This is a genomic window from Streptomyces sp. WG5, from assembly GCF_049974565.1.
In the GTDB taxonomy this organism is placed as follows: Bacteria; Actinomycetota; Actinomycetes; order Streptomycetales; family Streptomycetaceae; genus Streptomyces.
In genome coordinates this window covers 98,593-121,735 of record NZ_JBNGGC010000019.1, presented here as the reverse complement: position 1 = coordinate 121,735, position 23,143 = coordinate 98,593, and the positions used below count along the sequence as shown (strand labels likewise).

Genomic DNA, 23,143 nt, shown 5'->3' with positions numbered 1-23,143 from the left:
CCCCGCCGTGCTTTCTAGCAGGCCGGATGCCGTGCACGCGACCCAAGCCCGGCAGGGAAGTCAAGGGTGGGATGCGGGATTGCCCAGTGGTAGCTTTCGCCTCGACTGTTTTCGCGGGGGATCAAAACTGGGGAATTCTTCATGTCAAAACGGAGTGGGCACAGCCATGCCCGAAGACGAATACGTACGGCGATGCACTGGTCACTGCCGGCGCTCGCCGTATCGCTTCTGCTGACCGGCCTCCCGGCCATCACCCCGGACGCCCGCGCGGCCGGTGGCACCCTGCCCGAATTGCAGAAGCTCGTGAACGTGCCGGGCAGACCGGCCCAGAAGACTTCCGGACTCGACCCGGTACCGAAGCGGACCTGGACCCAGCCCCCCTCGGTGACCTGGCCGAAGGCCGATTCGGCCGAGGTCCGGCTGGCGGCGGGCGACGGCGCCGCTGCCCCGCGTGTCCGTGCCGGCTCGCTGCCGGTCCGCCTCGCCGCCACCTCTGGGGCGCGCACGGCCGCCGAACGGACCGTCACCGCTCAGGTCGAGGTCGCCGACCGCACCGCGACCGACAAGGCCGGCGTCGACGGAGTGCTGCTGGCGGTGCGGCGCACCGACCGGGCCCCGGAGACCACGACGGTGCGGGTGGAGCTCGACTACAAGGGCTTCCGCAACGCCTACGGCGGCGGCTGGGGATCCCGGCTGACGTTCACCGCGATGCCCGCCTGCGCGCTGACCACGCCGCAGAAGGCCGAGTGCCGGACCCGTACGCCGGTCACCACCGCCAACGACCCGGCGAAGGGCACCCTGACGGCCACCGTCCAGGCGCCCCCGGCCACGGCTTCAGGGACCTCGGCGCACAAGGTGTCGGCCGTGTCCGCGCGGGCCGCGACGGCGCCGGGTGCCGCCGGGGCCATGGTGCTGGCCGCCACAGCGGCGCCCAACGGCCCGTCCGGCGACTACCGCGCCACCTCCCTCAGCCCCTCCGGCTCCTGGCAGGCGGGCGGCTCCTCGGGCGACTTCACCTGGTCGTACCCGATGGAGATCCCCTCCTCGCTGGGCGGCCCCGGCCCGACCCTCGGGCTGAGCTACTCCTCCGCGAGCGTCGACGGCCGTTCCTCCGCGTCCTCGCAGCAGAGCAGTTGGGTGGGCGACGGCTGGGACACCGGCGCCAACTTCATCGAGCGCCAGTTCGTGCCGTGCTCCAACGACCGCAAGGAGGGATCGGGGTACAACAACCCCAAGCACCCCACCGGTGACCTGTGCCAGGGCCCGCCGGTCGTCACCCTGTCGCTGGACGGCAGTACCACGCAGCTCGTCCTCGACGACACGACGAAGAAGTGGGTCCCCCTCAGCGACGACGGCTCGCGCGTCGAACTCCTCAAGGGCGCCGTCAACGGCGACACGGAGAAGGAGTACTGGCGCGTCACCAACGAAGAGGGCGTGCAGTACTACTTCGGCATGGACCGGCTGCCCGGCTGGGCCGCCGGCAAGGCGGAGACCAACTCCGCCTGGTCCGTGCCGGTGTACGGCAACCACCCGAACGAGCCCTGCCACAAGTCCGCTTACGCCGACTCCGTCTGCGACCAGGTCTACCGCTGGAACCTCGACTACGTCGTGGACCTGCGCGGCAACGCCATGACGTACTGGTACGCCAAGGAGCGCAACCACTACGGCTCCGACGTCACCCGCGAGGGCAAGTCCACCAACCGCGGCTACGACCGAGGCGGTTGGCTCAAGCGCATCTCCTACGGGCTGCGCAGCGACGACCTGTTCTCCGCCGCCCCCGCCCAGGTGCTCTTCGACGTCGCCGAACGCTGCGTCAAGACGGGCTCGTTCGACTGCGCCGAGGGCAAGCTCACCTCCGAGGCCGAGTGGGAGGTCACCCGCAACTGGCCCGACGTGCCCGCCGACCAGCTGTGCGCCGAGGGCAAGGAGTGCAAGGACCGCTACGCGCCCACGTTCTTCACCCGCAAGCGCCTGACCTCCATCACCACGGAGATCCTCAAGGACGGCAAGCACCAGCCGGTCGACACCTGGACCCTCACCCAGGACTTCAAGTCCACCGGTGACGGCGGCGTCGCGGGCGACTACCCGCTGTGGCTCGACGCCATCCAGCACACCGGCAAGAACGGCACGCCCATCTCCCTGCCCCCGGTGACCTTCCAGGGCAAGCAGCTACCCAACCGGGTCGACAACGACAGCGACGGCAACCCGCCGTTCCTGCGCTGGCGCGTGGAGACCATCCAGACCGAGACGGGCGCCCGCATCGCGGTCGAGTACGCCGAGCCGGAGTGCTCCACCGAGACCGACCCCAAGAAGCTCCCGGCCGCACCGCACACCAACACCATGCGGTGCTACCCGGTCATCAACGAGGTCCCCGACCCCACCGACGAGACCGGCCTGAAGAAGAAGTACTTCACCGACTGGTTCCACAAGCACCGCGTCGACGAGGTCCGCGAGGAGGACAAGAACGGCACCTCGCCGACGAAGGTCACCACCTTCCAGTACATCGGTGATCCCGCCTGGTCCTACGACGACGACAGCGAGCTGCTCAGCGAGAAGGCGCGCACCTGGTCGCAGTGGCGCGGCTACGAGAAGGTGCGCACGCTCGTCGGCAGCGCACCGGACAAGCGCTCCCAGGTGGAGACGGTCTACTTCCGCGGCATGGACGGCGACAAGCTGCCCACCGGCAAGCGCGAGGTGAAGGTCAAGGACAGCGAGGGCGGCACGGTCGACGACCACAAGCTGTTCGCCGGCCAGATCCGCGAGACGCTCTACTACGACGGCGAGGGCGGACCCCTCCAGTCCGCCACCCTCTACACCCCCTGGGTACGCGGCCCCACCGCCACCCGCAAGCGCACCGAGGGCGCCGAGCCGCTGCAGGCCTGGATGGCCGGCACCAGCAGGATCGCCTCCCGCACCGTCCTGTCGGACGACCGCGGCCAGCGCCGCACGGCCGTCGAGCACGCCTACGACAGCCGCGGCCGCCTGGCACACACCACGGACCGCGGCGACCTGTCCCGCGGCGACGACGACACCTGCACCCGCTACGAGTACGTCAACGACGCCGGCCGGCACGTGTACACACCGCAGAAGCGCGTGGAGACGCTCACCAAGGCCTGCGACGCCGAGGACATCGCCCGCCCGGCCGACGTCGGCAGCGACAAGCTCATGACGTACGACGCGGTCTACAACGTCACCAAGGTCGAGTCCCTGGCCGACTACGTGGACGGCAAGCCGGTGTACCGGCTGGACGGCTCATCGGCCTTCGACAAGTACGGCCGCATCACGTCCACGACGGATGTCGACGACAACACCACACGCACGGCCTACGTTCCCGCGTCGGGCTCGTTGCCGGTCAAGACGGTCGTCACCAACCCCAAGGGTCACACCGACACCACCGAGCTGGATCCCGCACGCGGCCTGGCCCTCGCCAAGGAGGACACCAACAAGCGCCGTCAGGTACTGGAGTACGACGCGCTCGGCCGCCTGGTGAAGACCTGGTCGCCCGACCGCGACCCGGCCACCCAGACCCCGGACGCCGAGTTCAGCTACACCGTCACTCCGGACGCGCCCGTCGTCATCACGACCAAGAAGCTCCTCGAGCGCGGCGACTACCGGCTCACGTACGACCTCTACGACGGGGCACTGCGCCTGCGTCAGACCCAGCAGCCGGCGCTCGACGGCGGCCGCGTCATCACCGACACCTTCTACGACAGCCGCGGCCTGGTCTGGAAGGAGAACGGCGCCCACTTCAACGACAAGGCTCCCTCGCCCGAACTGTGGAACTCGGACGACAACAAGGTCCCGGCCTCCACCCGCACCGAGTACGACGGACAGGGCCGTCCGGTCGCCACCATCGCCCGCAAGTTCGGCGAGGAGACCTGGCGCACCACCACCTCGTACGGCGGCGACCGGGTCGCGGTGGATCCGCCCGAGGGCGAGATCCCCACGATGTCCCTCGTCGACGCCCAGGGCCGCAAGACGGAGCTGCGCCAGTTCAAGGGCGAGGGCCCGTCGGGCGCGTACGACAGGACGACGTACACGTACGAGCGTCGCGGCATGCTGGAGTCCGTCAAGGACCAGGCCGGCAACACGTGGTCGTACACATACGACCTGCGTGGCCGTATGTACGAGTCGAAGGACCCCGACAAGGGGATCACGAGAACCACGTACGACGACAGTGACCGCGTCCTGACCACCACGGACGGCCGTGACCCGGCGAAGACGATCGCGTACGAGTACGACACGCTGAGCCGTCCCGTCGCGACGTACGAGGGTTCCCTCAAGGGCCGCAAGCTCACCGAGCAGACCTACGACACCCTCCCGGGTGCGCTCGGCATGCCGGTCTCGACGATCCGCTTCGTCGACGGCAACGCCTACAAGCAGGAGGTCACGGGCTACGACGAGGAGTACCGGCCCCTCGGCTCGAAGATCACCATTCCGGAGTCCGAGGGCAAGCTCGCCGGTGAGTACGTGTACAGCAGCACGTACACCAAGACGACCGGCATGCCCCAGACGATGACGCAGCCCGCGGTCGCCGGCCTTGCCAAGGAACGGACGTCGCTCGGCTACAACGGCCTCGACATGGTCGACAGGATGGCCGTCGCGGGCAAGACGTTCGTGGCCGGGACGGAGTACACACCGCTCGGTGACGTCGTCCGGACCCGGGTCGGTCCGGCCGGCAAGCAGCTCATCACGAGCCGCGAGTTCGACGAGCAGACCCGCCGCCCGCTCCGTACGGTCTTCGACCAGGAAGTCGGCACGACGGCCACGGCCCGGATCAGCGACGTCCGCACGGCGTACGACGACTCCGGCAACATCCTGAAGATCACGGATGCCCAGGGCCCGAGCCCGACGGCGGCCACGACGGACACGCAGTGCTTCGCGTACGACTACCTGCGCCGGATGACGGAGTCGTGGACATCGGCGAAGGCCGACGACTGCGCGAACCCGGCGGCGGGCCCCTCTGCCGAGCCGCGGGTCGGCGGCCCGAACCCGTACTGGACGTCGTACACGTTCGACGCGGCCGGCAACCGGAAGACGGAGGTCCAGCACGACGTCACCGGTGACACCACCAAGGACGTCACCCGCGAGTACGAGTACGCCGAAGGCGGCTCCACCACCAGCAGGCTGCTGAAGGTCCGCACCAAGGGGCCCGAGGGCGAGCGCGAGGACTCCTTCGGTTACGACCAGGTCGGCAACACCACCCGCCGCACCGTGATGGGGACCACCCAGAACCTGGAGTGGGACGTCGAGGGCCACCTGGAGAGGGTGAGCGAGGGCACCGGCGACGAGGCCGAGTCCACCTCGTACGTGTACGACGCGGGCGGCAACCGCCTCATCCGACGCGACCCGAACGGCACGACCCTGTACCTGCCGGGTACGGAGGTCCAGCTCGACAAGTCCGGCAACGTCGTCAAGGGCACGCGCCACTACCAGCACCCCGCCGGCCCGGCGATGGTACGCACCGCCGAGAACGGCAAGATCACCACCGCCTACCTCCTCTCCGACCACAACGGCACGGCGACCGTGGCCGTGGACGCCACGGCGGGCGCGGTGACGCGTCGCGCGTTCACCCCGTTCGGCGAGGTGCGCGGCCAGAAGCCGTCGATGTGGCCGGGCGAGAAGGGCTTCGTCGGCGGCACGATGGACGAGTCCACCGGACTCACCCACCTCGGCGCACGGGAGTACGACCCGGCGATCGGACGGTTCATCTCGGTCGACCCGATGATGGACGTGGCCGAGTCGCAGACGATGAACCCGTACGCGTACGCCAACAACAGCCCGGTCACCTACAGCGACCCGTCCGGCCAGTTCTGGGGCTTCTTCTTCAAAGCCGTCCAGACGGTCGTCAAGCTGTACAAGAAGGCCTACGCCGCACTCACCGGCGGCACGCCTCCGGCCCCCTCCAAGCCGGTGCCCAGCGTCAGCAAGAAGGACGTGGAGCGGGCCAGGTGGCTGAAGAAGCAGACCAAGATGGACATGGTCGTGCACGTGGCCAAGGAGGCGGTGAAGGAGGCCAGCGGCTACAACGACATCGTCGACTGCCTCAACGGCGCCCTGGGCACCTGCGCGATGATCGCCCTCGAGGCCGCGGTCCCGTTCGCGGGCAAGGCCAAGCGCCTCCTGAAGGCCCTGGACAAGGCCTGGAGCGCCTACCGCAAGTGGGAGGACGAGGTCCGCTGGGCCACCGGCATCATCAGGCGGGCCGACGAGGACGCCAAGGCCATGGCCAAGTACACGGAGGACATGGCCGAATGGAGGAAACAGGCTGACGCCGCCAAGGCCGCGAAAAAGGCGAAAGCCGAAGAAGCCGAAGCGACAGCCGCCAAGAAGGCCGACAGCAACGGCGACGGCGGTGGAGGCGACGGAACCCAGTCCGCCGGCGAGTCCTGCCGGGCGAACAGCTTCACGCCCGAGACTCCGGTCCTGACGGCCGACGGGCAGAAGAAGCCCATCAAGGACGTCAAGCCCGGCGACAAGGTGGTGGCCACGGACCCGGAGACCGGCAAGACGGCGGTCAAGGAGGTCACGGCCCTCATCATCGGCAAGGGCGCGAAGAACCTCGTCGAGATCACCATCGACACCGACGGCGAGAAGGGCCAGAAGACCGCCAAGACCACGGCCACCGACGGCCACCCGTTCTGGGTGCCCGAACTGCGCGAGTGGATCGACGCCACCGACCTGCAGTCCGGCGACTGGCTGAAGACCAGCGCGGGCACCCACGTCCAGATCAACGCAGTCAAACGCTGGACCCAGCAGGCCACGGTCTACAACCTGACCGTCGCTGACATCCACACGTACTATGTGGTGGCGGGCGAAACTCCGGTCCTGGTGCACAACTGCAACGTGGCGCTGGGGCAGAAGGCGGAAGGCACCTATTCATGGGCGGACGGTAAGGGGATCAAGCACTTTGGCGGCTATGCCCCTGACGCATGGCAGGGCCCAGTGGAGAACGCGATCCGGGACTCGTCGGTGACGCTTCACGTAAATCTCCGCGGCTTGGGCAACTTCACTGAATCGGCGAAGGCCGGGCTCCAGCCGGGAGCGTACGCCACTGATATGGAGATGGGCTGGATCGCCAGAGCTGTCGGTAATGGCGAACGGTCATGGTCCTCCATTAACTTCTATCGGCCGAACGCGAAGGGGGCTCTTGAAAGAGTCGATGTCGCGGAACCAGATTGGGCGAGCTTCGGTAGGCTCCGACCCTTCATATCGGATGCAGGGAAGTTCTGTGGCTGCTAGCAAAACGAACCGGATGGGGGTTCACGAGCATGGATTCGCTTGACCCTGGTCTCTACCCAGACCTCTTCGCTGCGGGCGGCCTCATCTCGGCGATGGAGCTAGCGTCGGCAAAGAAAAATCTCGACCTGAGGCGGCTCTACAGTCACTACGAATCGGGACCTGGCCTGCTAGTCACGGCTGAGCTGGATTCGAGTCGCGGAAGGGCTTCTATTCAGCTCGGTAGCCAAAGCAGGACCTTCTACATAGCAATCCAGGGGCAGGGATTCACATGGGCTGAGGGTGCCACTGATGATCTAGGTGATCTGATTGAGGCATTGGCTGCGTGGCGAGATGGTATTTCGGTGGATGACTTCACTGGAAGGTTCCCATTCATGATGCCGGGGCGGCTAGCGAGAGCCCACGAGTCGGGAGACTCGGTACCCGCTCAGTGGAATTGGTTGCGGACTGCTGAGGAGTTCTCCGAGGAGCGCCCGCTAGTGGAAGCGGTTTACGCAGATGGTCAGTTCGGCTATTTCTTCCCAACTCTCAGCCATGGAACGCTACGACTTAGATCGGTGCGCCGAGAGCAAGGGGCCCAGGAAGTGAGCATTACTCCACTTTCTGGAGGTGCCTACCGTGTGGAGAATCCTCGATTGCTCGACCCGACGGTCGTAGATTCTTTGAGGGAGGCTCTTACTGTGGCTTCTGAAGCTCTCGCGAGTAACGAATGACACGTTCACTTTAGTAAATGAGGAGCCCCGTCGACCTTGGTCCGGCGGGGCTCCTGCGTTGGGTGACGGCAGTAGTTGACGGCAACGTCAGCGCACGAGGGCGGGGCAGGGCGGCGGTTCGTCGTCGTTGCTGTTGACCGTCTTGGCGATCTCCGGGGTGCCGAAAACGGTGCCGAGGGTGTCGATGGCGTCGCGCTGGAGGCGGAGCCTTACGTAGACGGTGGCGGTCGAATGTCTGAGGTCATGGAAGCGGATGCGGCGGAGGCCAGCCTTGCGGAGGAGCGTAATGAAGGTGCGGGTGAGGTTGGTCGGGTCGATCGGTCGGCCTTGCGCGGTGGTGAACACGTGCCCGTCGTGCAGCCAAGAGGAGCCCGCAGTTTCCTGCTCGTGCTGCTGCTCCTGATGGGGCTTCTGGGACTGGACGCAGCGGTTGGGGAGGGCGATGCGACGCTCGGAGGCCCGGGTCTTGGTGGGCAGCGTGGTGAGCCCGCCTGTGCTGGTGCGCTGCAAGGTTCGGCGCATTGCGGCGGTGCCCGCGTCGAGGTCGAGGTCTTCCCAGCGCAGGCCGAGGAGTTCGCCCTTGCGGAGTCCGGTGTGGAGAGCGAGTTCGAACAGAGCGTGCAACCAGTGTCGGCGCGTGGCCGCGAGGAACTGGCGGGCTTCGTCGGCGGTGAGGGGTTCGAAGCGCCGGGGCCGTGGGGTGCCGGTGCCGACGTTGCGCGGGATCTCCTCTTCGCGGACGGCGTGCTCCAGAGCGGACTTGAGCACGGAGTGAATGTAGGTGAGCGTCAGTGGGGAGAGCAGCTTGTGGCAGCACTGGTCGGCGGCGCAGCAGCGGGGCTGGTCGCGTCGGGCGTCGAGGCCGCGCGTGCAGCACTGGCAGGTGGTGCGGAGCTGGTTGAGCCAGGTGCGGACGTCCTTGGCAGTGAGCTTGGTGAGCTTCTTCTTGCCGAGGCCGGGGACGGGGATGCGGCGGGCGCGGCCGAGGGTGATCGAGGCGGGCTGGCGGTGCGGAGCAGGTCGTAGACGGCGGAGCGGCCGAGTTGGAGGCGGACCATGACCTGGGGCACCGTCAGCAGGTCCGGCGCTGGCTCTGTCTCCGGGGGGAGGACGGTGGGCGGGGGCGAGGTCATCAGCGGCTCCCTTCGGCGACGAACCGGCCTTCCAGCTCTCTGCGATGCCAGACGGCGGCAGCCAGGAGCGCGGCGCCGGGGCTATAGCGCGAGCCGAGGTAAGTCCAGTGGCCGACGACGAGGGTGGTGTCCGGGTCGTGCTCGGGCAGGCCGGCGTGGGTGCAGGCCTGTTCGGTGCGCCAGGCGCGGCGGGCGGCGCGCAGCGCGCCGAGGGCGGTGGCTTCGAAGGAGTCAGCCTGGCGGAGCCAGAGCCGCGATCGTCGTCGGCGTGCGGGGTCACAGGCGAGGCCACAGATCGAGCAGCCCAGCCTGCCGCCAAACGGCCACGCAGGAGTAGGGCGGATGCCGTGACGGAAGGAAGCGGCGTGGTTGATGCCGGTGCGGGGTTGCTGGAAGCACACGTGGCGGGTGATCTCTCGGCGCGCCCGCCGTCGTGGCTGACTGTCTGTGGCTGAGGTTGAAGGTGCGACGGGGTCAGGCGACCAGCGACGGTGGTGCGATCGTCCGTGCTCGGTCGTACAGGTCGAGCGCTGTCGCGTTCTTCAGATGAGGGCGCAGGAGACCGAACATCGCCTTCACGCGGTCGTCGGCGCGGCCGGACTGCACCTTGGGGTAGTCGTCGAGGGCCTGGTGCCAGGTGGCGCAGGCCGCTTCCAGGTGGCCGAGTTCCAACTGCCGCTCTGCCAACAGGCCACGACGGTGTACGCGTGTGCGCTGGTACACGCTCGGGCGGAGCCGGTCCGCTTGCTGCATGGCGTCGACGGCTCCGGCCTTGTCACCGAGCTCGTAACGTACCTGGCTGACATGGTAGTTGAGCGAAGAGGGGTCATACGAGCCGAACGTCTTACCGCGCGACTCGGCGCGGTCCATGGCCGCCTCAGCCTCCCGGATGCAGCGCAGCGCACCCGTACGGTCGCCGGTCTGCGCGGCGGCGTGCGCCTGCTGGCCGACGAGGAAGGCCAGCATCCGAGGGCCGGCCTTCGGGGAAGCCGCGGCAGCGGCATCGGCCAACTCCATAGCCTTCGCCCCATGGCGGAGGTCGACCGCCTGGACGCTCATGCCCCGCAAGGTGGTGCAGTACGTCAGGTGGTCCTCGGCCGCACCCGCCAGCTCCAGGGCCTTGACGTAGTAGCGCTGCGCGAGACCGTGCAGACCTTCGTCCACGGCCATGTAGCCGGTCAGGTAGAGCAGGTCCGAGGCGGCGGACAGCATCGCCTTGCGTACGTCCTCGGGTGCGTCGGCGCGCAGACAGGAGGCCACGGTGTTGACCATGAACGAGGCCGCCATGGGGCGTGCGTGACGACCGCCGAACTCGTCGTCCAGTTCCGAAACACGCTCGGTCATGGCGATGACCATGTCCACTTCGTTCATACCGATGCGACTCGTGCGGCCAGACTGAATGGCATCGGCACGCCCGACTACATCAGGCCAGCCGGGAATGGTGACGGCCACGGAGAACAGGCCGGCACCCAGGACACTGCGGCGGGACGGGTCCATATCCAGCCTCCCCAGGTCGATCACCCCCTCCACGGTATCCGCAGCCGCGGAGGAGCGATCGCGTGGAACGGGCAGCCCGGCCTCGGCATGAGTGACGGGGCGGCCGAGGCGGCGGGAGACAGCTTCGAGGATGCATCCGCGCACCGCACCCCGAGGGACGGTGCCGCCCAGCCAGTGGCTCACCGCCGACTCGTCGTAACGCAGAGGGATGCCGGTCTCCGTACCGACGCGATTCACCGCCCTTGCGAACTGGCGGTGAGTCCAGCGGCTCTCGGCGAGTAGGCGCCCGAGCGCCGCGTTCGGTTCACGCTTGGTCATGCCCTCAACTCCCCCGTGACCTTGCGAACTTTCGAGGCTTTCAAGTCCTGGTGCTGCGGCAACGGTACCGCTGAGAGTGGTCGTGCGGTTGCGTAGAGACAGCAGGCAACGGCGAGTCCTCGCCGCAGCCTCCGTCTGAAGGGCTGAGGGATGAGAAGCGAAGCACGGGCCCGTCTGGCTCGGATGACCGAGGAGCGGGGCATGGACGGGGTGTTGAGGATCGACACCTAAGAGGGCGCAGACCTGTCGCCGGGCTCGAACCGGTTCTCGCCGTGTCTCTGCCCACAGCACGGCAGTGCCACGCCCGAGTACGGAGCGGAGAAGCTGAGCGTCGCAGTACGCGAGGCCAACCAGCGCAGCCGTGGAGAGCGGCTGTGAACCGGTTAGCCGCAGCAGTCAGCCGCTACGTCGGACCACTCCTGATCACCACCATCTCGGGATCGGCCGGCTACGTCCTGGGGCGCCGCCGCATCCATCCCCACCTGACTCCTCCCCGTCACGCATCCAGGCTCCCCACCTGTGACGAGGGAGGGCCCGCCGCCGGAAGCGGTGGGCACCCCGCCCGGCTGCCTTCTTCGCAAGGGTCCGGCAGCCGGACGGGTCCAACTGCGCAGCATCCGCTGCGGAGTCCACTGAAAACCGTAAGGGAGACAACGATGAACGTGGACGAGCTGTTCACCGGCGACCTGATCACCGGCGTCCCGGCCGTCGAGGCCGCGCTGCTCGACAAGATGCCGGGCGGCGGCGACAACAACGGCGACCACTGCAGCAAGTGAGCCAGGGCTGACACCAGGCGGGGCGGGGCCGTTCGCGGCCCCGCCCCGCGCAGGACATCGGAAGGGGACTACATGTTGTCGATGCGTCTGCGCCTGGCCGATCTCCAGGAGCCCAAGTGGAGATCACAGGGCGGTCGTTGGATCAACGGCGAGAGCTGGATCGAGCCCGCGAACGTCTCCACTCTGGTCATGGAGGTCAACGACGACCAAGCGCCGCGCGTACGGGTCCGCGTGAAGGAGTGCAAGCGCGACGAGGCCGACTTCGTCGAACTCACCCTGGAGCCCGGACAAGCCCGCCTGGCGGCGGGCGTCTTCGGTACAGCTCCGCTCTATCTGACAGGGAAGGCCGAGGAGTTGCACGCCTCGTGGGACCTGACACTACTACGACCGTATATGCAGGCCGACCGTCTGGTGCCGCGCGTTGTCGCCCGCACGCTGACGAGGCAGCACCGCTACACGTCCGAGACGCTCTTCGAAGGCGTCTACCGCCTCACCGAACGGGCAGCGGCCACATTTACTCCTTCGGGACTCAGCATCCACTACCCCGACCCCGCCGAGCACGTACTTGAGCCACGTAGGCTGCGTGCCGGCGTTGATCCCCTCGCCGCTCTGGACGAGTTGCTGACCGACGTGCTCCGCCAGGCACCGACGGCAACCGGATGCGTGGGTGTTGAGCTGTCCGGCGGCGCGGACTCCGGGAACGTCGCCCTGGCCATCAAGGCGGCTCGCTATCCCGAGGTGTACAGCTTCGGCCTGCTGGTGGGAGGGAGCATCGGCAGGCAACAGCGCGAGCGCCGTCGGGTCCTTGTGGAGCACTGCGGCTTCCGGGACACGGCCACCCCCGCCATGCAGCACCCGCCCTTCTGCGTTGGAGGCGTGCGCGATCTGTGCAAGCCGCACGATCCGGCGGGAGCCTTCTATCAGGAGGCGTTCGATGTCGTCCGCGAGCAGGCAGCCGCCCGGCGGTGCGAGGTCATGTTCACCGGCAGCGGCGGCGACGAGATCAACGCCCACCACTCCAGGACACATGCCGAACTGCCGACACCCGAACCCGTACCGTGGCTCGGAGCCAAGACAGCCCGAGCACTCGCCGAGGTGAACGAGCATCTGGCGCCCATCCCGGCACTGCCCGTACCGACCCTGATGGCGTTCGGGATGCACAACCCCGGATTCCTCCGGGCCGGAATCTGGCCAGTGAGCCCGCTCGTGCACCCACGGATCGTGCGGTTCATGGAGCAGCTGCCGCGCGAGCACAAGCGAGGCAAGGCGCTGTTCCGCGACCGGATCCGATGGGCCGGGGTACCCGAGTGGGTGGCCGCGCCGGCCGAACCGGAGAACTTCCTGGCCGTTCTGGAAAGGGGCCTGCGTCTCTACGGCTTGCCCCTACTGGATGACATGCTGAAAGAGTCCGTCCTGGTGGACCTCGGCTACGTTGATGGGAAGGCTCTCGCCAAGGCGGGGAGGGACGCCGACGCCGCGCCGGTCGTCCCCGATCTGCTGTGCGATGTGCTCGCCCTGGAGGTCGGGCTGCGAAGCCTCATGTGACCAGCCCCGACACGGAAGCCGAGCACGTGGAAGCCACCAATCTCCTGTACCGCGATCCGGCACTCTACGACATGGTCCAGTCCGACAGCACGAGCGCCGGAATGTGCCAAACCCTGATCGAGCGGCACAGGCCGAACGCCCGGACCCTGGTCGATTTCGGATGCGGCACCGGCCGTGATCTGGAGATCCTCGCCAAGCGCTTCGAGTGCATCGGCGTGGACTTCCAGCCCGGCATGGTCGACTACGCCCACCGGGCCCGACCCGGGCTGGACATCCGCACCGGCGACATGCGGACCGCACGACTCGGCAGCCGTATGGACGTGGTGACCTGCATGGGTAACAGCCTGGCCTACGTGCACGACAACGAGGCGATCAGTCAGGTCTTCGCCACCTTCGCCGCCCACGCCCGGTCAGGAGCGCTGCTCGTGCTGTGTTCCCCCGTTGCCCCGATCACCCGGACCGAGCCGACCACCGCCCCGGTCGACACCCCGACGGAACCCGCGACCGTCACCATCCGCCACACGTGGGACCTGCGGACCCAGATCAACACCATGCACCGGCACTGGAGGCTCCCCTCGGGCGACGAGGCCCGAGACGAGATCCGCAGACGCGTCCTGTTCCCCCGTGAACTGGAACGCTACGCGGAGGGCGCCGGCTTCGAGGTCCTGGACATGCTCGACGGCACAGGGACAGGGCTTACTGGCCCCACCGCATACACGGTGGCCCGACAAAATTCGCGGTGAGCGGCGGAGCGAGAAATGGCACCAGCACCGCGGCCTGACTCCTACTGAGGTCGAACTTGTGATGTCCTCCTCGGTGATCAGGGGTTCATGGTCAGTCCCGTCTCGGCGAGGCAGCCGTCTATGCTGGCGGTGCCGGCGGCGGGAAGCAAGGGCCGCAGTGTCATCGACGGACTGCTGGGGAGACGAGGGGACGAGCGTGTCGGTCGGAACTCCCCGAGTTCTCCCCTGCTTTGAGGTCAACGAGCGACGGGACCTTCGGAAATGTTGAAAGAGGTCGTCGCGACCCGCTACATCACGCCCCTGCGTGAGGGCGGTTCGCTGCCGGGGCTCGTCGAGGCCGACGACCTCGGGACGTACGTCCTGAAGTTCACCGGCGCGGGGCAGGGCCGCAAGACGCTCGTCGCCGAGGTGGTCTGCGGCGAACTCGCCCGCCGCCTGGGCTTCCGGGTGCCGCGCCTTGCCACGGTCGACCTCGACCCGGTGCTCGGGCTCGGTGAACCCGACCAGCAGGTGCAGGAACTGCTCAAGGCGAGCGGCGGCACCAACCTCGGCATGGACTTCCTCTCCGGCGCGCTCGGCTTCGACCCGCTCGCCTTCGAGGTGAGCCCCGAGGAGGCGGGCCGGATCGTCTGGTTCGACGCGCTGGTGAACAACGTCGACCGGTCCTGGCGCAACCCCAACCTGCTGCGCTGGCGGGGCGAGGTGTGGCTCATCGACCACGGCGCGACCATGATCTGGCACCACAACTGGCCGGGTGCCGAGGCCTCGGCCGCCCGGCCGTACGACGCCTCCGACCACGCTCTGGCGCGCTTCGCGCCGGACGTCCGCTCCGCCGCCGCCGCGCTCGCGCCCCTGGTCACCGAGGAACTCCTCGCCGAGGTCACCGCGGAGATCCCGGACGTCTGGCTGCTGGACGAACCCGGCTTCGCCACACCGGACGACCTGCGACGCGCCTACGCCGAGCCCCTGCTGGCGCGGGCCGCCACCATCCACGAACGCGTCGAGGGGAACCGGTGAACGACCGCCACGTCTTCGAGTACGCGCTGCTGCGCGTGGTGCCCCGTGTGGAGCGCGGGGAGTGCGTCAACGCCGGGGTGCTCGTGTACTGCCGGGGCAAGTCCTACGTCGGCGCCCGCACCCACCTCGACGAGACCAGGCTGCTCGCCCTCGACCCCGACGTCGACCTGCCCGGCGTACGCGCCGCACTGCGTGCCGTCGAGGGGGTGTGCACCGGCGGGGCCGCGGCGGGGCAGGCAGCCGGCGACGATCCGGGCCGCCGCTTCCGCTGGCTGATCGCCCCCCGCTCCACGATCGTCCAGCCCGGTCCCGTCCACACCGGTCTCACGACCGACCCGGCGGCCGAGGCCGAACGGCTCCTCGGCCTGCTGGTGCGGTAGGGTCCGGCCCGGCCGGTCGGGTACGCGCCCGGCGGGGTCTGCGCTCAGGTGTGCCGGCGGCGCCTGATCACCCAGCCCGCGGCGAGCGTGGCGCCGGTCACGAAACTCAGACCGATGCCGATGTCCCAGTCGCTCGGCCCGGAGCCCGAGGCGCCACCCAGTCCGCCCTGCGTGCCGAGCGTCGGCGTGACGGCGGGGGAGGTCGCGGGCGCCGGTGTGGTGGTGGCCACCGGGGCCGGTGTCGTGAGGGCCGGACGCGGCAGGGAGGTGGCGGAGATCGTCGGGCGCTGGGTCCGCGGCGGCGCCGCGCCGGCCGCGCCGTCGTCCGCCTCCCGGATTCCCCCGATCCCGCCCTGGTCGGAATACCCCTGGTGGAAGTGCCCCGGGTCGAAGTGCCCCTGGTCGAAAGCCCCCTGGTCGAAAGCCCCTTGGTCGGAATGCCCCGGGTCGAAATGCCCCTCCTCGGGTCCGCCTTGCTCGGGGCGTTCCTGGTCGGGTCGGCCTTGCTCGCGTTCCTGGTCGGGGCGGCCCTGCTCGGGTCGTTGCTGGTCGGGACCTACCTGGTCGGGGCGGCCCTCGTCGGGTTGCTGCTGGTCCAGTCCGCCGCCCCCGATGGGGCGACCCTCGTCGGGCCGACCCTCGCCGGGCGGGTCTTCGTACGATGCCTCCGGGCAGAACGGGTCCGGGTCGTCCGGATCGCTGCCCAGTCCGGCCTGGATCGCTTCCTGATGGGTGAAGCTCCGGCAGTCCAGGTCCGAGTCCAGGTCCTGGGCGTGTGCGGGGATGGCCAGCGGCACGATCGCGGCGATCGCGACGGCTATGCCTGCTGCACCGGTGTGACGGCGCATGGACGCCTCCTTTCCGGCCACGAGTGGCTCGCGCTTCGACGCTAGGGCCCCGGCGGTGCGGGGGCCCGCAGCGCTGGGCCGATCGGGCGACCGGAGCGGGGGCGTCGGCTCGGCGTCGGCTCCGGGGAGCCAGGTAATGGATCACACCGGCCCGGTGTCCCGTTGACACCGGGTGCCGGGGCTTCTAGCGTCACGTCTGCGGAAGGTACTAAGCGGTCGCTCACCCAGAGCCCGCCGCGATGCTCCGCACGGGCCGCATCCCCAGGACGAGGAGAAGCAGCAATGTCCACCACTGAGCAGCGGGTCGCCGTAGTCACCGGAGCCGCGCGCGGCATCGGTGCCGCCACCGCCGTACGACTGGCCGCCGAGGGCCGCGCCGTCGCCGTCCTCGACCTCGACGAGGCCGCCTGCAAGGAGACCGTCGAGAAGATCACCGCGGCCGGCGGCACGGCGATCGCGGTCGGTTGCGACGTCTCCGACGAGGCGCAGGTCGAGGCGGCCGTCGCGCGGATCGCGGAGGAGCTGGGCGCGCCGGTGATCCTCGTCAACAACGCGGGCGTGCTGCGCGACAACCTGCTGTTCAAGATGAGTGCCTCCGACTGGGACATCGTCATGAACGTGCACCTGCGCGGCGCCTTCCTGATGTCGAAGGCCTGCCAGAAGCACATGGTGAACGCCGGCTTCGGCCGTATCGTCAACCTGTCCTCCTCCTCCGCGCTCGGCAACCGCGGGCAGGTCAACTACTCCGCCGCCAAGGCCGGTCTGCAGGGCTTCACCAAGACGCTCGCCAAGGAGCTCGGCAAGTTCGGCGTCACCGCCAACTCCGTCGCCCCCGGCTTCATCGCCACCGAGATGACCAAGGCCACCGCCGACCGCGTCGGCATGGGCTTCGACGACTTCAAGGCCGCCGCCGCCACTCAGATCCCGGTGGCGCGCGTCGGTGAGCCCGAGGACATCGCCAACGCCATCGCCTTCTTCACCGGCGAGGCGGCGGGCTTCGTCTCCGGCCAGGTGCTGTACGTGGCCGGCGGGCCGCTCGACTAGGGAAGACGGAGACTAGGGAACACGGAGACTAGGGACCACTGGGACTAGGGACCACTGACATGACTGAACTCCCCGGACTCTCCGGCAAGGTCGCGCTCATCACGGGCGCCAGCCGCGGTATCGGATACGGCGTCGCCGAGGCGCTCGTCGCGCGCGGCGACCGGGTCTGCATCACCGGCCGCAACGAGGACGCCCTGAAGGAGGCCGTCGACAAGCTCGGCCCGGACCGGGTCATCGGCGTCGCCGGCAAGGCGCACGACGAGGCCCACCAGGCCGTCGCCGTCGAGCGGACGATGGAGGCCTTCGGCCGCGTCGACTTCCTGGTCAACAACGCCGGCACCAACCCGGTGTTCGGGCCGATCGCCGACCTCGACCTGAACGTCGCGCGCAAGGTCTTCGAGACCAACGTGATCTCGGCGCTCGGCTTCGCCCAGCGCACCTGGCACGCCTGGCAGAAGGACAACGGCGGCGCGATCGTCAACATCGCCTCCGTCGCGGGCCTGTCGCCCTCGCCCTTCATCGCCGCGTACGGCGTCAGCAAGGCCGCGCTGATCAACCTCACCGCGCAGCTGGCGCACGAGTTCGCGCCCCGGGTGCGGGTCAATGCGATCGCCCCGGCCGTCGTGAAGACCAAGTTCGCCGCCGCCCTGTACGAGGGCCGCGAGGAGGAGGCCGCCGCGGGCTACCCGCTGGGCCGGCTCGGCGTGCCCTCCGACATCGGGGGCGCCGCCGCGTTCCTCACCTCGGAGCAGTCCGGCTGGGTCACCGGCCAGACGCTCGTGCTCGACGGCGGCATCTTCCTGAACGCCGGCGTGGCCTGACACCGGCCGTCGCCGACACCTCGAGATCGATCCCGGACACGGGCGCCGTTGACGGAAACGGTGCCCGTGTCCGCGTTTCGAGACCACGGGGCGGTGACAACGTAGTCATCGCGAAATGATCAAAACCCCTGTTCAGAAGGGGGTTCAGGTGGCGTGGCGCTGCGGTATGGTCTGCCGACCCTTGGTACGGCGGATCGAGGAGCGTGCGCGTGTTCAACCGGAACCGAGGCCTGCGCCGAGTGGCGGCCATCGTGTCCCTGTCGGCGCTGGTCACCGGATGCGGCATCCTGTCGTCCGACAGTTCCGGGGACGAGGGACCGATCGTCGTGGGGACGACCAGTGCCCCCAGCACGCTGGATCCGGCCGCCTCCTGGGACGGTTCCTGGGAGCTGTTCCGCAACATCCACCAGACGCTGCTCAGCTACCCCAACGGTGCGACCGCGCCCGAGCCCGACGCCGCCGAGGAGTGCGCCTTCACCGACTCCACGAACCAGGTGTACCGCTGTGAGCTGCGCGAGGGCCTGACCTTCTCCAACGGGAAGAGGCTGGACGCCCGGGCCGTCAAGCACTCGATCGACCGGATCAAGGACATCGGCGTCAACGGCGGTCCCGCCGGTCTGCTGGGCAGCCTCGAACGGGTCCAGGCGCCGAGCGAGCGGGAAGTGGTCTTCCACCTCAACAAGCCCGACGCCACCTTCCCGTTCGTGCTCGCCACGCCCGCCATGTCGATCGTCGAACCCGGCGGCTACCCGGCCGACGCCCTGCGCGAGGACGGCAAGGCCGTCGGCTCGGGCCCGTACACACTCGAGTCGTACGAGGAGGGCGAGCGGGCCGAACTCGTCCGCAACGACCGCTACAAGGGGTTCGCCGAGCGCCACAACGACGCGGTGACCGTCCGCTACTTCAAGGACTCCGACGGCATGGTGGAGGCGCTGCGCGGAGGGGAGATCCAGGTCACCTACCGCGGTCTCGCGGCCGACGACGTCATGGCGCTGCAGGGCGGGACCGGCAAGGACGAGGACCTCCAGCTGGTCGAGGGCAGCGGTACGGAGATCCGATACCTCGTCTTCAACCCCGAGGACCCGTGGGCGGGCCGGAAGGAAGTGCGCCGGGCGGTCGCCCAGGTGATCGACCGGGCGGCCATCGCCCACAAGATCTACCAGGACACCGTCGATCCGCTGTACTCGATGGTCCCCAAGGGCCTCACCGGTCACACCACGGGCTTCTTCGACGACTACGGCGACCCCAGCGTCACCAAGGCCCGGAAGATGCTCACCGACGCCGGCATCACCGAGCCCGTGCCGCTCACCCTCTGGTACACCAGTGACCGCTACGGCTCCGAGACGGCACAGGAGTTCAAGGAGATCAAGCGCCAGCTCGACGCCTCCGGCCTGTTCACGGTCACCCTCGAGAGCCGCCCGTGGAAGACGTACGTCGCGGGCTACCAGGAGGGGGAGTACCCGGTGTTCGGCCGCGGCTGGTCCCCCGACTTCCCGGACCCGGAGAACTTCATCGCGCCCTTCGTCGGCAAGCAGAACGCGCTCGGCACGCCCTATGCCGCACCGGAGATCACCGGTGAGCTGCTGCCGCGCTCACGCCGGGAGAGCGACCGTGCCCACGTGGAGAAGGACTTCGAGCGGGCCCAGCAGATCCTCGTGGACGACGCGCGGCTGCTGCCGCTGTGGCAGGGCAAGCAGTACGTGGCCGTCAGCACGGACATCTCGGGCGCGGAGCGGGCCATGGACCCCTCGACGATCATGATGATGTGGCAGCTGCACCGGAAGACGAGCTGGTAGGCGCTGGTCGGCGCACCCGTTGTCAGTGGTCGCCGGTAGGTTCTCAGGAGTGGAAGCGACCGCACAGTGTAAGGAAGCCGACGTGACCGACATCGCCATGCTGCCCGAGTCCTGGCGCGAGGTGCTGGGCGGCGAACTGCAGAAGCCCTACTTCAAGGAGCTGACGGAGTTCGTCGAGGAGGAGCGGGCGAACGGCCCCGTCTACCCCCCGCGTGAGGAGGTCTTCGCAGCGCTGGAGGCCACGCCGTACGACCGGGTGAAGGTGCTGGTCCTCGGGCAGGACCCGTACCACGGCGAGGGGCAGGGCCACGGACTGTGCTTCTCGGTCCGGCCGGGCGTGAAGGTGCCGCCGTCCCTGCGGAACATCTACAAGGAGATGCACGCGGAGCTGGACACCCCGATCCCGGACAACGGCTACCTGATGCCGTGGGCGAAGCAGGGCGTCCTGCTGCTCAACGCGGTACTCACGGTCCGGGCCGGCGAGGCGAACTCGCACAAGGCCCGGGGCTGGGAGCTGTTCACCGACGCGGTGATCCGCGCGGTGGCCGGGCGGACCGACCCGGCGGTGTTCGTGCTGTGGGGCAACTACGCGCAGAAGAAGCTGCCGCTGATCGACGAGACGCGGCACGTGGTCGTCAAGGGCGCGCACCCCTCGCCGCTGTCGGCGAAGAAGTTCTTCGGCTCCCGCCCGTTCACGCAGATCAACGAGGCGGTCGCGGGGCAGGGCCACGCGCCCATCGACTGGACCATCCCCAATCTGGGCTGACCCCGCCGGACGGGCCGGTCCGCCCGCGCGCGTCACGGGCAGCCTGACCGGGAAACGCGGTATGTGCCGTTAGCGTCGTCGGGGACAGCCGACGACGGGCACGGAGGAAGCGGTGGCCAAGGGACAGGAGCAGGCGGCGCCGGACGCCGTGCTGACGCGGATCGGGCAGGTCGCCATGCTGCACCACGCGGGCGACCGTGAGGAGGCCCGGCACCGCTTCCTCGGCCTGTGGGCGGAGATCGGCGAGCACGGCGATCCGTTGCACCGCTGCACCCTGGCCCACTACCTGGCCGACACCCAGGACGACCCGGGTGACGAACTGGCCTGGGATCTGCGCGCGTTGTCCGCCGCCGAGGAACTGACGGAGGACCGGCTCACCGGCCGGCACCACGACACGCTCGCCGCGCGTGCCCTCTACCCGTCCCTGCACCTGAACCTGGCCGCCGACTACGACCGGCTCGGCCACCGCGAGGCCGCCCGCGTGCACCTGCGACGTGCCCGCGGCGCGGCCGAGTCCCTCGCCCCCGACGGCTACGGCGACGGCGTGCGCGCGGCGATCGACCGTCTGGAGCGACGACTGGACGAGGACGGGCCCACGCCCGACGGGCCCGAACGGCCCGGCGGGCGGTGGGGGCCACCGCGGCAGCGGCCGTAGCCCGCCCCCGGCCCGGACGGTCCCGGTGGTCGGGCTCAGTGGCCGTACGCCTGATCGCAGATGACCCTCTCGGGGCTGCCCGGCCGCCAGCCGCCGTACTGTTTGCCGAGGGAGCAGACGTCCGCGTTCCTGCCGAGCGGCGGCGGAACGCCGGGGACCAGGACGCGAGGCCGCTCGGCCCCGTGCGCGCGCTCCGGTGCCTTGGAACGGGCGGGCCGCGGCTCCTGTTCCGGGTGGGTGCGGACGGTCGGCGGTGTGCGCTGCGGCGGGGCCGGCGGGGGCGCCGTGCGGCGGGGCTCGCCGGAGGCGCGGCCGGAGGGCCGGGAAGGGGCCCGGGAGGGGCCGATCATCTCCAGTGCCTCGCGGGCCGGGGCCTGCACCACCCTCGGCTCGGCCGGGCCGTCCGGGTGCGGCGCGGACGAGCGGGCGCCGGCCGCCGACGGGTCGGCCGCGGGCGGGCCCTGGACCGTCGTACAGGCGGTCAGGGCCGAGACAGCCACGGTCACGAGGAGCGTTGCGGTGGTCGTCGTTCGATGCACCCGCGCCACTCTGCTCGGTCGGGCCCCGTCCGTGGCGCCGGACAAGCGGAGGTTGCCCCGCACGGGTGATCTCCGGCCCCGTACGGAGGCTCCGGGACCGGCGAAGGTGACGTCAGTCGCCCGTGGCGCCGTCGAGGCGCTCGCGGAGCAGGTCGGCGTGCCCGTTGTGGCGGGCGTACTCCTCGATCATGTGGGTGTGGATCCAGCGCAGGGTGTACCGCTCACCGGTGCGCCGGTGCCTGCCGCGGGTCGGTTCGTCGAGGCGGGTGCCGGCCGCGTTGCGCCGGGCTACCTCGATCTCGGCCTGCCAGGTGGCACGGGCCTCCTGCCAGGTGTCCGCCTCGGTCAGCCGGAACTCGCCGTCCGGGTCCGCGTCGCTGTAGTAGATCGGGTCCGCGTCCTCGTCCGCCAGCATCCTGCGGTACCAGCTCCGCTCCACCTCCGCCATGTGCCGCACCAGCCCCATCAGGGACAACGTCGACGGGGCCACGGCGGGGGTCCTGAGCTGGGCGTCGGTGAGGCCCTCGCACTTCCACGCGAGGGTCTGCCGGTGGTACTCCAGCCAGCCCTCCAGCATGGTGCGTTCGTCGGCGTCGGCGGCGGGTTCACGGCGTTCGGTCGTCATGCCGGCATCCTCGCCGATGGAGACCCTCGCCCACCAGGTGTTTTCAGCCGCCCAGCATGCCGTCCAGCACCTCGCGCAGGCTCGCCCGCACCTCCCGAAGGCTCGGAGTCTCGGCGTGGAAGGTCCCGGCCACGCAGCTGAACATCAGCCCGTCCGCCCAGGCGACCAGCGACAGCACATGGCGTGCCGGGTCGGCCGAGCCCATCGCCGTGACGAGGGCGCCGAGCTGCTCCCGGAAGCGGGCGCCGGCCGCGTCGAAGTGCGCCCGCAGTTCGGCGCGGCGCGTGGCCTCCAGGGCCAGTTCGTACCGGGCCAGGGTCAGGTCGCGGTTGCGGGTCAGCGCGCGGTGCGTCGCCAGCGCCAGCGCGTCCACCAGCGGGTCAAGGCCGTGGCGCGGGTCGGGCATCTCGTTCAGCGCCAGCACCCGCGCCTCCCGTTCCGCCAGGCGCCGCACCGCCAGTTCCAGAAGCGCCTGCCGGGTCCGGGCGAGGTTGGACGTGGAGCCCTGGGGGAGTCCGGCCGCCTCGTCGACCGCACGGTGTGTGAGCCCGCGCATGCCGCGCTCGGCGAGCAGGGCGAGAGCCGCGTCGGCGACGAGGCCGGCCCGGGAGGTGCCGGCGGGAGGCGCGGGGGGTGCGGTGCGTGCGGACATGGAAACCAACCTACCCGACGCGACTACGGCTGTAGT

General features: G+C 69.5%; 17 protein-coding genes and 2 pseudogenes. 11 read left to right on the top strand and 8 right to left on the bottom strand.

Annotated elements, in window-relative coordinates:
• The first annotated feature begins 192 nt into the window (after positions 1–192).
• Both ACP4IX_RS21635 and ACP4IX_RS21630 read left to right on the top strand, forming a co-directional pair.
• On the top strand, positions 193–7,242 hold the full coding sequence (locus tag ACP4IX_RS21635) for a polymorphic toxin-type HINT domain-containing protein (RefSeq protein WP_426556411.1): 7,050 nt from the start codon (positions 193–195) through the stop codon (positions 7,240–7,242).
• A gap of 29 nt (positions 7,243–7,271) precedes the next feature.
• Complete coding sequence (locus tag ACP4IX_RS21630) at positions 7,272–7,952, top strand: DUF6193 family natural product biosynthesis protein (protein ID WP_426556410.1); 681 nt, start codon at positions 7,272–7,274, stop codon at positions 7,950–7,952.
• Positions 7,953–8,039: 87 nt separating this feature from the next.
• On the opposite strand, the pseudogene ACP4IX_RS21625 reads toward ACP4IX_RS21630, so the two are convergent.
• From ACP4IX_RS21625 to ACP4IX_RS21610, 4 genes and pseudogenes are all read right to left on the bottom strand, one after another.
• Positions 8,040–8,924 (bottom strand): annotated as a pseudogene (locus ACP4IX_RS21625) (site-specific integrase); the annotation flags it as partial.
• Positions 8,904–9,085 (bottom strand): annotated as a pseudogene (locus ACP4IX_RS21620) (helix-turn-helix domain-containing protein); the annotation flags it as partial. The pseudogenes ACP4IX_RS21620 and ACP4IX_RS21625, both read right to left, overlap by 21 nt.
• The gene (locus ACP4IX_RS21615) at positions 9,085–9,486 is read right to left on the bottom strand and encodes a hypothetical protein (protein WP_426556409.1); all 402 of its coding nucleotides are present in this window, start codon (positions 9,484–9,486) and stop codon (positions 9,085–9,087) included. The pseudogene ACP4IX_RS21620 and the gene ACP4IX_RS21615, both read right to left, overlap by 1 nt.
• A 73-nt stretch (positions 9,487–9,559) precedes the next feature.
• Positions 9,560–10,900 carry a tetratricopeptide repeat protein gene (locus tag ACP4IX_RS21610; protein ID WP_426556408.1) on the bottom strand — a complete coding sequence of 447 codons (1,341 nt, stop codon included), beginning with the start codon at positions 10,898–10,900 and terminating at the stop codon, positions 9,560–9,562.
• A gap of 857 nt (positions 10,901–11,757) precedes the next feature.
• Between ACP4IX_RS21610 and ACP4IX_RS21605 the strand changes: the two genes are divergently transcribed.
• From ACP4IX_RS21605 to ACP4IX_RS21590, 4 genes are all read left to right on the top strand, one after another.
• The gene (locus tag ACP4IX_RS21605; RefSeq protein WP_426556407.1) at positions 11,758–13,221 is read left to right on the top strand and encodes an asparagine synthase-related protein; all 1,464 of its coding nucleotides are present in this window, start codon (positions 11,758–11,760) and stop codon (positions 13,219–13,221) included.
• Positions 13,218–13,964, top strand: a complete 747-nt coding sequence (locus ACP4IX_RS21600) for a class I SAM-dependent methyltransferase (RefSeq protein WP_426556406.1) — start codon at positions 13,218–13,220, stop codon at positions 13,962–13,964. Before ACP4IX_RS21605 ends, ACP4IX_RS21600 begins: the two co-directional genes overlap by 4 nt.
• A 261-nt stretch (positions 13,965–14,225) precedes the next feature.
• A complete protein-coding gene (locus ACP4IX_RS21595) occupies positions 14,226–14,981 on the top strand; it encodes a HipA family kinase (RefSeq protein ID WP_426522147.1) in 756 nt (251 codons plus the stop codon).
• Positions 14,978–15,361, top strand: a complete 384-nt coding sequence (locus tag ACP4IX_RS21590) for a DUF3037 domain-containing protein (RefSeq protein ID WP_426522148.1) — start codon at positions 14,978–14,980, stop codon at positions 15,359–15,361. The genes ACP4IX_RS21595 and ACP4IX_RS21590 overlap by 4 nt, the downstream gene beginning before the upstream one ends.
• 44 nt (positions 15,362–15,405) lie before the next feature.
• Here the strand turns inward: ACP4IX_RS21590 and ACP4IX_RS21585 are convergent, their stop codons facing one another.
• On the bottom strand, positions 15,406–16,209 hold the full coding sequence (locus tag ACP4IX_RS21585) for a hypothetical protein (RefSeq protein WP_426556405.1): 804 nt from the start codon (positions 16,207–16,209) through the stop codon (positions 15,406–15,408).
• Positions 16,210–16,491: 282 nt separating this feature from the next.
• Between ACP4IX_RS21585 and fabG the strand changes: the two genes are divergently transcribed.
• The 5 genes from fabG to ACP4IX_RS21560 all read left to right on the top strand — a co-directional run bounded on the left by fabG (position 16,492) and on the right by ACP4IX_RS21560 (position 21,291).
• Positions 16,492–17,253 carry a 3-oxoacyl-ACP reductase FabG gene (gene fabG, locus ACP4IX_RS21580; protein ID WP_426556404.1) on the top strand — a complete coding sequence of 254 codons (762 nt, stop codon included), beginning with the start codon at positions 16,492–16,494 and terminating at the stop codon, positions 17,251–17,253.
• A 59-nt stretch (positions 17,254–17,312) separates the two neighbouring features.
• Positions 17,313–18,074 carry an SDR family oxidoreductase gene (locus ACP4IX_RS21575; RefSeq protein WP_426522151.1) on the top strand — a complete coding sequence of 254 codons (762 nt, stop codon included), beginning with the start codon at positions 17,313–17,315 and terminating at the stop codon, positions 18,072–18,074.
• 209 nt (positions 18,075–18,283) lie between these two features.
• Complete coding sequence (locus ACP4IX_RS21570; RefSeq protein ID WP_426556403.1) at positions 18,284–19,870, top strand: ABC transporter substrate-binding protein; 1,587 nt, start codon at positions 18,284–18,286, stop codon at positions 19,868–19,870.
• 82 nt (positions 19,871–19,952) lie between these two features.
• On the top strand, positions 19,953–20,636 hold the full coding sequence (gene ung / locus ACP4IX_RS21565; RefSeq protein WP_426522153.1) for a uracil-DNA glycosylase: 684 nt from the start codon (positions 19,953–19,955) through the stop codon (positions 20,634–20,636).
• 112 nt (positions 20,637–20,748) lie between these two features.
• Complete coding sequence (locus ACP4IX_RS21560) at positions 20,749–21,291, top strand: hypothetical protein (protein ID WP_426556402.1); 543 nt, start codon at positions 20,749–20,751, stop codon at positions 21,289–21,291.
• Positions 21,292–21,326: 35 nt separating this feature from the next.
• Here ACP4IX_RS21560 and ACP4IX_RS21555 read toward each other — a convergent pair whose 3' ends face one another.
• From ACP4IX_RS21555 to ACP4IX_RS21545, 3 genes are all read right to left on the bottom strand, one after another.
• Complete coding sequence (locus tag ACP4IX_RS21555) at positions 21,327–21,791, bottom strand: hypothetical protein (protein ID WP_426522155.1); 465 nt, start codon at positions 21,789–21,791, stop codon at positions 21,327–21,329.
• Between the two features lie 151 nt (positions 21,792–21,942).
• A complete protein-coding gene (locus ACP4IX_RS21550; RefSeq protein WP_426556401.1) occupies positions 21,943–22,455 on the bottom strand; it encodes a DinB family protein in 513 nt (170 codons plus the stop codon).
• A gap of 43 nt (positions 22,456–22,498) precedes the next feature.
• Positions 22,499–23,107, bottom strand: coding sequence for a TetR/AcrR family transcriptional regulator (locus tag ACP4IX_RS21545; RefSeq protein ID WP_426556400.1), 609 nt, complete (start codon positions 23,105–23,107; stop codon positions 22,499–22,501).
• Between the last annotated feature and the right edge of the window lie 36 nt (positions 23,108–23,143).